12 protein-coding genes are annotated in these 15254 nt (G+C 39.1%); 10 read left to right on the top strand and 2 right to left on the bottom strand.

Annotation, left to right across the window (positions count from 1 at the left end):
• Positions 1-158: 158 nt before the first annotated feature.
• The 3 genes from HMPREF0014_RS16085 (at position 159) to HMPREF0014_RS16075 (ending at position 5404) form a co-directional block, all read left to right on the top strand.
• On the top strand, positions 159-1553 hold the full coding sequence (locus tag HMPREF0014_RS16085; RefSeq protein ID WP_002052703.1) for an L-cystine transporter: 1395 nt from the start codon (positions 159-161) through the stop codon (positions 1551-1553).
• Positions 1554-1703: 150 nt separating this feature from the next.
• The gene (locus tag HMPREF0014_RS16080) at positions 1704-2519 is read left to right on the top strand and encodes a PhzF family phenazine biosynthesis protein (protein WP_004885929.1); all 816 of its coding nucleotides are present in this window, start codon (positions 1704-1706) and stop codon (positions 2517-2519) included.
• 122 nt (positions 2520-2641) lie between these two features.
• The gene (locus HMPREF0014_RS16075) at positions 2642-5404 is read left to right on the top strand and encodes a pitrilysin family protein (protein WP_004885934.1); all 2763 of its coding nucleotides are present in this window, start codon (positions 2642-2644) and stop codon (positions 5402-5404) included.
• A 59-nt stretch (positions 5405-5463) separates the two neighbouring features.
• Here HMPREF0014_RS16075 and HMPREF0014_RS16070 read toward each other — a convergent pair whose 3' ends face one another.
• Positions 5464-5853 carry a DUF3144 domain-containing protein gene (locus HMPREF0014_RS16070; RefSeq protein WP_002052603.1) on the bottom strand — a complete coding sequence of 130 codons (390 nt, stop codon included), beginning with the start codon at positions 5851-5853 and terminating at the stop codon, positions 5464-5466.
• A gap of 103 nt (positions 5854-5956) precedes the next feature.
• Here HMPREF0014_RS16070 and HMPREF0014_RS16065 point away from each other — a divergent pair, with 103 nt between their 5' ends.
• Positions 5957-6589 carry a hypothetical protein gene (locus HMPREF0014_RS16065; protein WP_004885938.1) on the top strand — a complete coding sequence of 211 codons (633 nt, stop codon included), beginning with the start codon at positions 5957-5959 and terminating at the stop codon, positions 6587-6589.
• A 35-nt stretch (positions 6590-6624) separates the two neighbouring features.
• Here HMPREF0014_RS16065 and HMPREF0014_RS16060 read toward each other — a convergent pair whose 3' ends face one another.
• The gene (locus HMPREF0014_RS16060) at positions 6625-8088 is read right to left on the bottom strand and encodes a CYTH and CHAD domain-containing protein (protein WP_006580651.1); all 1464 of its coding nucleotides are present in this window, start codon (positions 8086-8088) and stop codon (positions 6625-6627) included.
• A gap of 165 nt (positions 8089-8253) precedes the next feature.
• Here HMPREF0014_RS16060 and HMPREF0014_RS16055 point away from each other — a divergent pair, with 165 nt between their 5' ends.
• From HMPREF0014_RS16055 to rapA, 6 genes are all read left to right on the top strand, one after another.
• Positions 8254-8637, top strand: coding sequence for a DUF962 domain-containing protein (locus HMPREF0014_RS16055; protein WP_079377149.1), 384 nt, complete (start codon positions 8254-8256; stop codon positions 8635-8637).
• A gap of 114 nt (positions 8638-8751) precedes the next feature.
• Positions 8752-9363, top strand: coding sequence for a thiamine phosphate synthase (gene thiE, locus HMPREF0014_RS16050; protein WP_004885946.1), 612 nt, complete (start codon positions 8752-8754; stop codon positions 9361-9363).
• A 41-nt stretch (positions 9364-9404) separates the two neighbouring features.
• The gene (hemL, locus tag HMPREF0014_RS16045) at positions 9405-10703 is read left to right on the top strand and encodes a glutamate-1-semialdehyde 2,1-aminomutase (RefSeq protein WP_004885950.1); all 1299 of its coding nucleotides are present in this window, start codon (positions 9405-9407) and stop codon (positions 10701-10703) included.
• 62 nt (positions 10704-10765) lie between these two features.
• On the top strand, positions 10766-11470 hold the full coding sequence (locus HMPREF0014_RS16040) for an isochorismatase (protein WP_004885953.1): 705 nt from the start codon (positions 10766-10768) through the stop codon (positions 11468-11470).
• A gap of 132 nt (positions 11471-11602) precedes the next feature.
• On the top strand, positions 11603-12241 hold the full coding sequence (locus HMPREF0014_RS16035; protein WP_004700090.1) for an RluA family pseudouridine synthase: 639 nt from the start codon (positions 11603-11605) through the stop codon (positions 12239-12241).
• A gap of 144 nt (positions 12242-12385) precedes the next feature.
• Complete coding sequence (gene rapA, locus HMPREF0014_RS16030) at positions 12386-15223, top strand: RNA polymerase-associated protein RapA (RefSeq protein WP_002052446.1); 2838 nt, start codon at positions 12386-12388, stop codon at positions 15221-15223.
• Positions 15224-15254 lie beyond the last annotated feature (31 nt).

Genomic DNA, 15254 nt, shown 5'->3' with positions numbered 1-15254 from the left:
AGTGATATATATGTATTTAAAAGTCATTTTATATTCTCATTCAGATCAGTAATGATCTGCATGCTAGAAAATTGTTGAAAAGGGTAGTTTATATAGGCCGGCTATGGTCAAATATGCCCCCTTAAAAGATGACACAAGCAATAAGTTGGAGTTTGGGAATGAATATACCCTTAATCATCAATATTGTGGTTTTTGTCGGGTTAATATTTTTACTCGCCCAAACACGTAAAACGGACTGGAGCTTGTCTAAAAAAGTTCTTGCCGGCTTAGTTCTAGGTGTGGTGTTTGGCTTAGGACTACATTTGATTTATGGCGGTGGCCATCCGATTCTTGCTGAATCTATTAGCTGGTTTAATATTGTTGGTAACGGCTATGTAAAACTTTTACAAATGGTCGTGATGCCTTTGGTCTTTGTTTCGATTTTAGGTGCGGTAGCGAAGCTGCACCAAGCTTCTTCTTTAGGAAAAATCAGCTTCTATACCATCGGAACTTTGTTATTTACGACACTCATCGCTGCGCTGGTTGGGGTATTTGTGACGAACTTATTTGGTTTAACTGCCAAAGGTTTGGTACAAGGGGCTGCAGAAACAGCTCGACTTACCGCGATTCAGACTGACTATGTGGGTAAAGTAACAGACTTAAGCGTACCGCAATTTATACTTTCTTTTATTCCGAGTAACCCTTTTGCTGAGTTAACGGGTGCAAATCCGACTTCGATTATTAGCGTGGTTATCTTTGCTGTATTTTTAGGGATAGCAGCACTCAACTTGATGAAAGATGATGCAGAAAAAGGTCAGCGTATTCTGACGGCTATTCAGACTTTACAGTCATGGGTCATGAAGCTTGTCCGTTTAGTAATGACGCTTACACCGTATGGTGTTTTTGCTCTCATGACAAAAGTTGTGGCAAGTTCAAATGTTGCGGATATCTTGAATCTAGGCGGTTTCTTGGTCGCGTCTTACTTAGGTTTGGCGATTATGTTTGTCGTACATGCCATTATTTTGACTTTGACTGGTGTTTCTCCACTTAAATTCTTCAAGAAAGTTGCTCCAGTTCTAACATTCGCGTTTACGAGTCGTTCAAGTGCAGCAAGTATTCCATTGAGCATTGAAGCGCAAACTCGTCGTTTAGGCGTGCCTGAGTCTATTGCAAGTTTCTCTGCTTCTTTTGGTGCTACCATTGGTCAAAACGGCTGTGCGGGTTTATATCCAGCCATGCTTGCAGTCATGGTTGCGCCAACTATGGGTATTAACACCCTAGACCCAATGTGGATTGCTTCGTTAGTGGGTATTGTGACTTTAAGTTCAATTGGTGTGGCTGGTGTTGGTGGCGGTGCAACTTTTGCTGCGCTGATTGTGCTTCCTGCGATGGGCTTACCTGTAACTTTAGTTGCGCTTCTTATTTCAATTGAACCACTCATTGATATGGGACGTACTGCATTAAACGTAAATGGTTCAATGACTGCTGGTGTGGTTACAAGCCAATTTATGGGGCAGACCGACAAAGCTATAATGAATAGCGAAGATGAAATTGAATTAACTCAACATCATTAAAAGTTAATATTAAAATGGCTCATCCAGTCTGGATGAGCCGTTTTTTTATATGCGTAAATTGCTACTGTGATGTTAATTTTAAAAAAACTGTATCTGTTTTTCTTTTAAATAATTTTTAAAAGTGAGCTTATTAAGAAAGAGAGCACTAACATGAAAATGTATCAAGTCGATGCTTTTACCAAAGAGTTATTTCGTGGAAACCCTGCTGCTGTAGTAGTTGAAAAAGAGTGGCTAGATGCAGATTTAATGCAAAAGATAGCGCTTGAAAATAACTTATCCGAAACTGCTTTTGTAAAAATTATAGACTCTGAAAATTATGAAATCCGTTGGTTTACTCCAACAGTTGAAGTTGATTTTTGTGGACATGCGACTCTTGCCAGTGCGTTCGTATTATTTAAAGATTTTACCGAGAAAAAGACTCTTAATTTTCATGTACGAAACTTAGGCCTATTTGTCGTTCATCAAGATGAAGACGGCAAAATCAGAATGAATTTTCCAATTCGTAAGGCTCATCAAGTTGAAGATTATCCGGCTGTTTTACGTCAAGCATTAACAAAACCGTTTAAAGCGGTTTATCAAAATGTTCAAGCCTACATTGTTGAATATGAATCAGTTCAAGATGTATTGGATGAGAAGCCTGACATGAACTTGCTTAAAGCCTTAGGTAAGCGGACTGCGATTACCGCCAGTGGTCTTGATGTAGCAATAACGTCAAGAGCAGATCAAAACTATGATTGCGTATCGCGTTATTTTGCTCCTGTCGCAGGTATAGAAGAAGATCCTGTTACAGGTTCAATTCATACCGCAATAGCACCGCTATGGGCAGAGAAACTCGCTAAAAATAATATTACTGCTTATCAGGCTTCTAACCGTGGAGGCGTTTTGTATTGTAATGTGCTGAACCAGGAGCGTATTGAAATTTCAGGCTATGGCAAACTTTATATGCAAGCAGAAATTTTTCCTTAAAATATAAGGCCGTTTAAATAAACGGCTTTTTTTTCAAATCTTTACTATTAATGTCAGCTTAAATTTCCTACTATAGTCCCACAACTATTGATTTTTTATTATTCAAATTAATTGGTATTTATATGTTTATGCAGTTTAAACAACTGACTCTCTCCCTATGTATTCTTGGTTTAAGTGCTGCGTCTTTTGCACAAACAACATTAGTAAAAAGTAAGCAAAATATTGAGGAATATAAATTAGATAATGGTTTTCGGGTCGTACTTGCCCCGAATGACAAAGAAAATAAAATCTTTATTAATACCATTTATTTAACAGGTTCTTTAAATGATCCGCAAGGTAAAGGTGGCTTAGCACATTTACTTGAGCATTTGGCCTTTAAAGGCACGCAAAATGTAAAAGGTGAAGAATTCCAACGCCGTTTAGATCAATATACATTAATGACGAACGCGAGCACGGATTACTATTCAACTAAATACACGAATATTGTCCGTCCAGAAAAAACTGCACTTGATCAAGTACTGTATCTTGAATCTGAGCGTATGGACAAATTGGTTTTACAAGAAAAATTTGTTCCTTCTGAAATTGAAATCGTAAAGCGTGAACGTGAAGTCCGTATGGATCAGCCTTTTGCTGTTTTAATGGATCAAATGTGGAAATCGGCTTATGGAAACCAGTATTTAGGACGATTACCGATTGGTGATTTGCCAGAGCTTAAGTCAATTAAAATGCCGGAATTGAACCAGTTCTACCGTAGTTGGTACGCACCTAATAATGCGGTCATGGTGATTTCAGGTAAGTTTGATAAAACTGATGTTTTAAAAACGATAGACCAATATTTTAGTCCAATTCCTGCGCGAGCTGTGCCTAAGCGCGTTCAGGTGCCTGTGTTAGATTCTACAAAAATAAAGAATCGTGAATTTGTGGTGAAAAAAGGCAGTGATTTAGCCAAATTTCATATTTATATGAATGGAAAAAACGTCAAAATTCAGCCGACACTGGCTTTAGCGCCTATGTTATATACCATGCAGCCAAGCGGTCATTTGTACCAGAATATGGTTGAAACAGGCATTAGCACAGACGTTCAGGCATCAACTTGGTTAGACCAAGATTTTAATGTTGTATTTTTAGGTGCGGTTTACTCACCAAAAAATGATCCTAACAAAGTTGAAAGCGCTTTGCTCTCTGGAATTGAAAAGGGTAAACCTTTTACTGAGACTGAGCTAAAACGTGTAAAAAGTTTAATGAAAACACAAAGCGAGTTAGTCAATAAAGACGCCGTTGCTTTGGGATCTCGTTTAAGTGATTACAGCGTAGCTGGTGGGCAATGGGATCAATATTTCAAAGATTTAGATGCAGTTGAGAAAGTGAAGCTCAATGACCTAAATCAAACCTTAAAACAGTTCCTTATTGCTGGGCATCGTATTGATGGCGATATTTTGCCAACACCTGAAGATCAAAAGAAAGCATTGCAACTCGACCCAAAAGATAAACCTAAAACTTTAGATCAGACAGATGTTAAACCAGAACCTTTAAAAGACCCGAAAGTTTATCAAGAAGAAGTTAACGAGTTTTTAAAAACTTCTAAGCAATATGCTGAGAGTAATGAGAAAAAGATTATTCGTGGAAAACTTAAAAATGGAATGAAGTATGCTTTGTTCCCTGTGGAAACCCGTGATGATCGTACCTATGCCACCATTACTATGGATTTCGGTACAGAAAAATCTTTATTTAATAAAGGCACGGTAGTTGATTTAACTTCGTATTTATTACTCCGCGGTTCTGATAAATATAGCCTGCAAGATATTGCCGATAAATCGATTGATGCTGGTGGCGCGGCTTATGCAAGTGCCGACGGCAATGGCATGACCATTAATATTCAATCTAAAACTGAAAAGTTTGATGAATTCTTCAAGTTTGTTCTAGAGGTTATGAAAAACCCTAAATTTGAACAATCTCAATTCGATTTAATTAAATCTCAAAGCTTATCCAGTCTTGATCGTCCTTATACAGAACCTGATGTAGTTGCAGGTTTAACGTTGTCACGTTTAGTTGAAGAATATCAGCCAGGTGATTTACGCTACCACTTTGAACCTGAGTTAGCTAAAAAACAGTTAAAGGATGTGACCCAAGAACAAGTCAAAGAGTTATATCAGCATTTCTTTGCAATGAACCATGCCCAAATTGCAATTACCGGCGCATTTGATGCTAAGAAAATGAAAAAACTATTAAATCAGGAGTTTGGTAGTTGGAACAGTAAACAACCATATGAAAAAATCTTAATTCAACACGTCGATTTTCCTGCTCAGCAAGTACATGCTTTATCTGAACAACGTGAGTTTGGTAGTTATCAAAGCGTACTTGCGATACCGGTTGGAAAAAATCATCCGGATGCATCTGCCTTAATTTTAATGAATTATATTTTAGGTGATTCTCAAATTTCTTCGCGTTTGGCTCAAGAGCTTCGTGAAAAAAATGCATTAGTTTATGGTTTTGGAACAGGACTGCAACTTGATCAGGACACCAATGTGGGTGCATTAAGTATTAGTGCAAACTATACGGCGGGGCGTTCGGCACAAGTTTCTGCTTCAGTTCATAAGGTATTAAATGACTTATTAACCAATGGTATTACCGAGCAAGAGCTTGCAGCAGCTAAAGCAGATCTCATGAAAAAACGTGTTACTGCATTAGAGGATGAGCGTAATATTCACGGTATGTTAAATATTGAGCTTGAGTCAGGTAAAACATTACTGGATCGTGTTAAGCATGATCAAGATTTAACAAAGCTAACTGTTGCTGATGTGAATGCAGTCATTAAAAAATATATTAAACTTTCCAATCTCGTTGAAGTGATGGCTGACCAATATGGTCAACCGCAAAAGCAATAAATGACTTGCCAAATAAAAAGCCACATGAAGTGGCTTTTTATTTGGGTATTTAAAATTTATTAATGATCATGGTCATGCTTGTGAGTATGAAAATCTTCATTCTTACGGAAACGTAAATAGTTTTCGAACTGTTCACAGTACTCATCAAAGTTATCTTCAAGCATCATTTGAAATTGTTGAAGCAGATAAGACATCACTTGCTCTTTTGCATCACGCATTTCATTGCCATCTTTAAAATTATTGGCAGCGACCCATGTATTAAAACGGGCAGTTGCAAATAACATCGCAGCACTCACTTGTCCGCGAAGCTCAGCTGGATCAGGTTTTTGGCCTTTAGGCGGGCGACAAAAATCATTCGCTTGTTTAATGAATTCATCCGCACGCTCAAAGAAAACAGCATTTAACGCTTCTTCTTCAGTAATATCTGTTGCATTAATCTTTTGAGACATGACTTATTCCCGCAAAAATAGAGCTGCTTATTATAGGCAAAGCCTTGCGGAAACAAAACCTTTGCCTTAGTCTGTAAATAGCCTAAGTATTGGGAGTTATAATATGCAAGATGCAATTGCCGTTCAAAGTCTAAAAACAGACATTGCTTTATTACGTCAGCATGTTTTTCCGCCCCAGTATTTGGAGCATGTCGAAGGGCTGCCAATTTATTATGGTTTGCAAGAAGAAGTCTTAGCCTATTATCAACAATGGAAAGATTTAATAGAAAGGGCACAAGAGCTTTTTCAGCCTTTTATGGAAGATGAATTACCAGATGCGATTCATTTACCGAGTCATTTAAATTTACCTTTATTCTTTTTCCATGTAGACCGAATTCGTATTAATAAAACACGCGCAAAAGAATCGAAAACTTTCCGTGGTGTGGCCAGTCTTATTGAAAAATGTGGACAGTTTGACACAGACCAGATTTTTACCATGCAAGAATGGTTGCAAAGCGACGACACGGCAGCATTAGTTGCACACCGCGAATTTATCGATTTAAGAACTTATGTATTCCAGCATGGTCAAACTGAATATACGCGTTCACGGTTTTATACCAATGGTATTGTGTTGGGGGTAGAGCCACACTTTAAACTTGTTGACGCTCGTGATAAGCCAAGAAAACAGCGTAGTGATAGCTATAGCGACCCATTAGCAGATAATGGTGTATGGAAAGTATTTGGTAAATACCGCTAAAAAGTCGCGGCATATTTGTCGCGACTTCAAGATTCTTACCAAAATATTTTTGCCTGTTTAAATTTTTGCAAAGCTTCAGCAGACTGATTTTGTAAATAAGGCTGTTTGGCCTTAATCCATCCTAATGCAAACCAAAAATGTGGGTCATGTTCAGTTGCTTTATTAAAGAGATCTTCGGCAATAAACAAGTCGTTATAAAGTCCTAAAGTATTTTGCACAGGTTGTAATTTTTTTAAAAACTGCTGAACATTTTTACGTGGATATAAGCTTGATATAAATTCGATACAGTAACGTAATTGCTTCGCTTTTTTACGTATTTTGTGCTGTTCAGTGACTTCAAGTTCTATGAAATGATCGGCATGACTTATGACTTGGTGATGTAACTTGTCTAAGCTTTTTTCTATCTGTTTTTTCAATTTTCCTTTAGCGTTTTGGTTATCTTCTTCTGAATAAACAAATGCCAGTAATGCGAGCACGAGCTTAACGGTTTCTGCAGATTTAAACAGTGTGGTTAGGTCTTTTAATGGCTGCTCAGAAATAGGTAGCAAAAGTTCAGGTGAACCATGCTGCACAATCATCGGTAAAATTTCAGTACGAATGGCATCTTCGTCTCGCGTGTCTCCAAGCTTGCGGAAAAGCTCGGCAATTTGTTCTTCCCACCCAGGGTTTAACTCGTCTGACCATGTTGCAAAATGGTGAAGTGCGCTGCGTAAACGGCGTAAGCTCACGCGTGCTTGATGAATGTGTTCAGCGTCGGCAACACCATCAGCAATTGCAGCCATATTCGGCAAGAACTGTCCCAAACAGTTTTCTACAATTTTTTTGAGTGCCTGTTCTGCTGAAATGTCTTTATCTAAGTTCAGATTTTTTGCGTGAACAGCCGGTGAAGCAGCTTGCCCCAATGCGAGTAAATTACCGCGCTCAGCTTTACTTCTAACATCGAGCCAAAGTTCATAACGATTAATCCATTGCTGAGCAAATTGAATAAGTGTTTTAACTACACCTTGTTTAAGTTCGAACTCAACTTCGCAAATTTTGCTTTGTGCTGTTGCTGTTTTTACGACGCCGTCATCAAGACAGACTTCAATTGCTGTGTCATCTGCTTCAAAAACATGATAAGTACGTTGTACATCAGTCTCAAACTGTAAGCTTAGCTTTTCGACTTCAGAGCCTAAAGCTTGAGTAATCAAATCTGTGACGACTTTATTGTCTTTATATAACTCAAGGTTTAGTTCAGGTTCTTGTTCGCATTTTCCTAAAAAAACTTCTTCTTCAACACGATGTAAATGACTTTGGCCAGCGGCTTTAAAGGTTTGTACCCACAGGTCATTTTCTTTACGTAAGCGTAAGGCCATACCATTTTTTGCAAGTAGGCGATCTGGGGTATCGTAATACTTGGCCTGTAAATGAATATGCTGTGCTTTATGTTTTTTTAAATATTGCTGGACGGTTTTTTTCTTCGATTCAGGTAACTGAAACTTAAGCTCAACTTCAACCATAATGGATCTCCCTGAATCAGGTATTTAAACTATCTTGAATAAGTATAATAGCTTAGCGCTAAAAATAATGTTTTTGATAGAGAAAGTTACAATCAAACATATGACGCTACACTTTTATTTAGGTGTACAATCAGGTGATGTTTTGATCAAATAAAAATCAGGAAGATGATCGTGAATGCACCAGTAAACTTTAGCCATGAAACTCAGCCAGAGTTTGAGTTACCGATTAAAAACTATCAGGAATTTTATCGTTTTTATTTAACTGAACACCGTAACATCATGAGCAGACGTTTGCATGTGGTGGGTAGTAGCATTGGTCTATACTTTTTTTCAAAAGCGATTCGTAAGAAACAAGCCAAATATGTGCTCTATGGTTTGGTAGCGGGTTACGCAAATGCATGGGTTGGACATTTTGTGTTTGAAAAAAATAAGCCTGCCAGTTTTAAACAACCTTTCTATAGCTTTATTTCTGATTGGCGAATGCTCTCTGATGTTGCGACTGGTCGATTAAGTTTAATTGATCGCAAGCACGATAAAATTCCAAGTTAATTTATTTATTTTTTTAAATATACCGATTGGTACTGGTAAGCCTATATCAATCGGTACTTATGATGACTTATAAATCCGTTATACTAGCGAAGTTTTCAAAAGCGAGAGTAGAGTATGCGCGGTTTATATCTCATTACCAATGATGATCCAATCGAATTATTATTAGAAAAACTAGACGCTGCACTCGCAACCCATCAAATCGCAATTTTACAGTACCGCCGTAAAAAAGTAGACAAAGCTGATCAGCCTGCTGAAGTTGAACAGATCAAAGGTCTATGTGAAAAATATCAGGTTCCTTTTGTCATTAATGATGATTTAAAACTGGCTGCAAAGTTTGGTTTAGGTGTGCATTTAGGACAAAGTGATGGTGAAATTACCGATGCAAAATCGCAGTTACCAGAAGGCGTCATTATTGGCCGTACTTGCCTAAACTCATTAGAACTTGCCCAAAAAGCAATTGCTGATGGCGCAACTTATGTTGCCTTTGGCGCTGTGTATGCAACTGCGACTAAACCGGAAGCAGGTAATGTTGGCATTGAGGTAATTAAGCAAGCAGCAGCTCAGTATGATTTACCTATTTGTGCAATTGGTGGTTTAACAGTTGAAAACTCAAAACCCGTGATTGAGGCTGGAGCTGACCTCTGCGCAGTCATTAGTGATATATTAGGTCGATCAACTGCTGAAATTCCTGCCCGTGTACAAGCATGGGCACAATTATTTTCTTAAGCTTTCAAAATTATTTTTAGATATTTAAGACGAGCATTTCCATGAGTTTATCTCCAAAGCAAGAACAGTTATTTAAACAAGCCAGCAAACACATTCCAGGTGGTGTGAACTCTCCAGTACGTGCCTTTAATGGCGTTGGAGGAACACCAGTTTTCATCGAGAAAGCCAAAGGTGCGTATTTATGGGATGTAGATGGCAAGCGCTATGTAGATTATGTTGGCTCTTGGGGACCAATGATTTTGGGCCATGCTCATCCAGATATTATTAAAGCTGTACAAACAGCAGCAGAAGATGGTTTAAGTTTTGGTGCACCAACCGTACATGAAACAACGCTGGCAGATATTATTTGTGAAATCATGCCATCTATTGAATTGGTACGTATGACCAACTCTGGTACAGAAGCAACTATGACTGCTATTCGTTTAGCACGTGGTTATACTGGCCGTGACAAGATCGTGAAGTTTGAAGGTTGTTACCACGGACACTCTGACTCTTTATTAGTAAAAGCAGGTTCTGGTTTATTAACTAAAGGTGAGGGTGAACCAACATCGAAAGGGGTACCAGCTGATTTCGCTAAACACACTTTAACACTACCATATAACGATATTGCAGCATTAAAAGAATGCTTTGCAAAATTTGGTCATGAAATTGCCGGCGTCATTATTGAGCCTGTCGCAGGTAACATGAATATGGTGAAACCAATTGATGGTTTCTTACAAGCGATTCGTGATGTGTGTGATGAATACAAATCTGTATTTATTATTGATGAAGTGATGACAGGTTTCCGCGTTGCATTGGGCGGTGCTCAGTCAGTTTATAACGTTAAACCTGACTTAACGACTTTAGGTAAAATTATTGGTGCTGGCTTACCAGTTGGTGCATTTGGCGGTAAGCGTGAAATCATGGAATGCATCGCACCTTTAGGGGGGGTATACCAAGCGGGGACTTTATCTGGTAATCCACTTGCTATGCGCGCTGGTATCGAAATGTTCAAACATTTACGTCAACCGGATTTTTACAGCAAATTATCGGCTCAACTTGAAAAGTTACTTGCAGGCTTACAAGCAGCAGCAGATGCAGCGGGTATTCCATTTAAAACTCAGCAAGCGGGCGCAATGTTTGGTCTTTACTTTACTGACCAAGAAGACATTACAAGCTTTGACTCTATGTTGGCATGTGATATTGAAGCTTTCAAAAAGTTCTTCCATGGCATGTTAAAACGTGGTGTAAACTTGGCGCCGTCAGCATTTGAAGCAGGCTTTATTTCATCTGCTCATTCTGATGAAGATATCGAGTTTACCATTCAGGCTGCAAAAGAAACCTTTGCCGAAATGAAGTAAGCAAAAAGGCCCGTTTAAAAACGGGCTTTTTAATTTGAGCTATTTTATATTTGTAGAGAACAATGTTTTATCCCTTACCTCGAAAAATTCAGTTAGCCGCAAGTACTTCAAATTGGCCTATTGAATCTACGCAAAGCATATTGCTCCTAGTCGGGCTAGATGATCTTGAAAATATATCTGATTGGGCGCATCAGCCATTAGCCGATTATTTAGAAATGCTAAGCAAAAGAGCGCAAGCACTCGAAATTCCGGTCATGATGATTCAGTCATCTCAACTTCAACAGGCCATGTTGCAGCTTGGGCAGCACTTGTCATCAAACACTCAGGCACAGGTGATTATGGCGGGGAATTTATCACCGCTATTTAAGCAAGTCATGCAGCTTGTTTTATCCATTACAGATTATGTAGCTGTTGTAAATGATGCGATTTTGGCGAGTAGTTTAGACCAGCATATACAGTGGATTGAAAAAATCAGTTTTGACTCCATTCAACATATAAACACACAGGCATTAATGCGCTTATGGTCTTTAAGTGCACCGTCGTCACAGGTGTTATCCGAGAAAGGAATTTTATTGGCAGTTGCTGAACAGATTGGGCGGCATCCAATGGAAATTCATCCAGAAATAGATTTAAGAAACTACGGTTTAGACACTGCTGGAGTCAATTATCTGGTGGAATTATGGCGTGCGAACGGTGCGAGTCTAAGTGCTGAAGAGCTGATGCAAACACCCACTTTGCAACATATTATGCAGTTATTGAAGCACTAATCGGCTTTAGCCATAAAGTGAATCATAATATTTGCAAATTCTGTTGTTAATTTACCCGAACGGCATTGTAATTCGGACGTAAGCTTTTTATTATTGCCCGCTTGTTTTTCATCTTACCTTGGGAATACAACTTTGAGTGATTTTCTAAGTGAACATCTGATCTATCGTGATGATGATTTTATGGTGATTCATAAACCTTCGGACATTTTGAGTGTGCCAGGGAAAGGTGATTTACATGACAGCGTTTTGACAAGACTGGTGGCAATTGAACCACGAACTTTGCTCATTCACCGCCTTGACCGTGATACCTCGGGTATTTTGGTTTTTGGGTTATCTAAGCGTGGACAAAGTGCGATTGCACGCCAATTTCAAGACCGTCAAACTTCGAAAATATATGAAGCGTTAGTCGCAGGCCATCTAGATGGCGAAGGGACTGTTGATATCCCTGTCGTCTATGACCCGAGTCGACCACCTTTACATATTGTCGATGCTTCTCATAATAAACCTGCTTTAACACATTGGCAGGCGATCGAACATTTCCAGATTCAGGGACAACCGGTTACGCGTGTCAAATTAACACCGATTACCGGACGTTCTCATCAACTCCGTGTACACATGCAATATCTGGGACATCCGATTGTAGGTGATACATTGTATGCAACACCGGAACAATTACTTGTTCCTCGTCTGTGCTTGCATGCCAAACAGTTAAGCTTTAATCATCCTGTCACAGGGGAATCATTAACGTTTAACTGTCCTGTACCGTTTTAATGTAAAAACTTTCAATGAGTAATTTTTGTAGCGAAATAATTTAATTGGTTTCTGCTGCAAAATTTTGCTTTAAAGACTACATAAAAAGATGCAAAAATAAGCTAATTTGCATCGTACAATATGTAGTGCGAACTTGAGAAAAAGGTGGAAAAATTGCAGCAGTATGCTATTGGTCAACGTTGGCTATCAGATACAGAGACTGAGCTCGGTTTAGGCGTTCTTATTGATGTAGATGAAAGATCTGTCAGCATTTTATTCCCCAAGAGTGATGAAACGCGTGTCTATGCACGTAATAACGCACCATTATCTCGTATCATCTTTAACACAAACGATGAAGTTCAAGATCAAGAAGGCCAAAAGTGGACTGTTGAGTCGGTTGAAGACCGCCATGGCGTTTTGCGTTACAACGTAGTTCGTACCTTAGAAAATGGCGAACAAGAACGTAAAGCGCTCAATGAAACTCGTATCGGTGCACAAATTCAGTTATCAAAACCTTTAGATCGTTTGCTGGCAAGCCAGATCGATTATAAAGAGTGGTATGACTTACGCATTGAAGCCATGCTAATGCAAGCGCAAATGCAAACCAGTCCATTACGCGGCTTGGTTGGTGCACGCGTTGGTTTAATCCCACATCAACTCTATATTGCGCATGAAGTCGGTAAACGTTTCGCACCACGTGTTTTACTTGCTGATGAAGTAGGTTTAGGTAAAACAATTGAAGCTGGTTTGATTATCCATCAACAGCTTAAAACTGGTCGTTCAGAACGTATCCTCATCTTAGTCCCTGATTCGCTGCAATATCAGTGGATGATTGAAATGCGTCGCCGTTTCAACTTGCAATTTTCTCTGTTCGATTTAACCCGTACTGCGTCTATTAAAGAACATGATCCAGAGCTTAACCCGTTCTTAACTGAGCAATGTATTATTGCCAGTGTAGATTTGATGGTGGACCATGACGATTTACGTGAGCAAGCACTAGAAGCTGGTTTCGATTTACTCGTTGTCGATGAAGCGCATCATTTAATGTGGAGCGAAGAAGAAGGCGGTAATGATCGTTACGATTTAGTTGAAGAGCTTGCTGAAAATACGGCTGGTGTATTACTTCTTACAGCAACACCTGAACAGCTTGGTGTAGAAAGTCACTTTGCACGCTTACGTTTGTTAGATCCGCAGCGCTTTAGCAGTTTAGAGCGTTTCTTGGATGAAGAAGCGCAATATCAGCAAACTGCTCAAGTTGCAGAAGTATTGATGTCAGATGAACCTTTAACTCAAGAGCATTTAACTGCTTTAGAAGGTTTATTGGGTCATTCAATTGAAGATCAGCCTGAACAACGTTTCAGAGCGATTCATGAGTTGTTAGACCGTCATGGTACAGGTCGTATTTTATTCCGTAATACGCGTGAAGCGATTCAAGGTTTCCCAGGCCGTGATTGCCAACCAGCACCTTTGCCAGCGCCAGAAGATTGGTCAAAAGACGGTAAACTACGTGAGCAAATGTGGCCAGAAGAAGCACAAATTGATGGATCATGGATGCAAAATGACCCACGTGTGCCATGGTTAATGGAAATTCTACGTAAAGAACTTAAACATAAAAAAGTTCTTTTAATTGCACGTAGTGGTCCTGTAGTTGAATCTTTAGAAAGCGCACTTCGTTTGCATGCAGGTATTCGTACTGCTATGTTCCATGAAGGCATGAGTTTACTTGAGCGAGACCAAGCAGCTGCTTACTTTGCAGAAGAAAGCTATGGTGCTCAAATTTTACTGTGTTCTGAAATTGGTTCAGAAGGTCGTAACTTCCAGTTTGCGAGTGATCTCATTTTATTTGATTTGCCTGCAAACCCAGATGTTTTAGAACAACGTATTGGTCGTTTAGACCGTATTGGTCAAGAAAATCGTATTCAAATTCATGTACCTTACTTAATGGGCACCGCTCAAGAGCGTATGTTCCGTTGGTACAATGAAGCATTAAATATTTTTAGCAATATTTCTCCAACAGCTCAAACGTTGCAAGAAAACTTTATTGTTGAATTAAAAGACTGCTTACTTTCAGATCAAGGCCAAACATTTGAAGATTTACTCGAAGAAGTCAATGTTCAACGTCAAGCTTTGGAAACAGAGTTACAAGCTGGTCGAGATCGCTTGCTTGAATACAACTCATGTCGTCCTATTGTTGCACAAGAAATTGTTCAAGCCTTAGAAGACTACGATGACAACACAACATTACCTATGTTTGTGAAGCGTTTTATGTCTTCAACCAATATCGATTTTGATGAGCAAAGTAACGGTACTGTTATTATTCGCCCAACAGACCAAATGCAAGTTCAAGGTTTGGCACTAGACGAAGAGGGCATGACTGCGACGTTCTATCGTGATCAAGCACAAATGCGTGAAGACGCTCAATACCTGACTTTAGAGCATCCGTTCATTGAAAGTGTAATGGAAATGATCCGTACACAATCATTTGGTAGTACTAATGTTGCTGTTCTTAAGTCAAATGCATTAAAGCAAGGTTCTGTATTACTTGAAGTTTGGTTTAAAGTTGATGTAGTTGCACCAAAATCTTTGAACTTGCCATCAAGCTTACCGAAACAGCTCATTCGCGTGTTGTTAAGTGAAAATGGTCAGGACTTATCTGAAAAGATCGATCCAACCATTTTAAAACCATATTTGCACCATTTAGATGGCAATAGCTGCCGCCAAGTGGTTAAAGCTCGCCGTGAAGTAATTGAAGAGCGTTATAGACAAGCGCTTGATATTGCTAAAGTCGGCTTGCCACAGTTACAACAGCAGGCAAAAGAGCATTATGGTAGTAAATGGCAATACGAGATTGACCGCTTAACTTATTTAAAACAGTTCAACCCAAGTATTCGTCAAGACGAAATTGAGCGCTTACAGAAGTTGCAAAAAGAAGGCTTGAGTTTACTCGATGGCTTAACTGTAACTCCGGAAGCGATTCAAGTACTTGTGGTTGTTAAACCATAAGTAGGAAATCATAAAAAAGCGCCGTAACGGC

Origin of the sequence: Acinetobacter sp. RUH 2624, from assembly GCF_000162375.2 — a bacterium.
GTDB lineage: Bacteria > Pseudomonadota > Gammaproteobacteria > Pseudomonadales > Moraxellaceae > Acinetobacter > Acinetobacter nosocomialis.
This window is presented reverse-complemented; position numbering and strand designations above follow the sequence as displayed.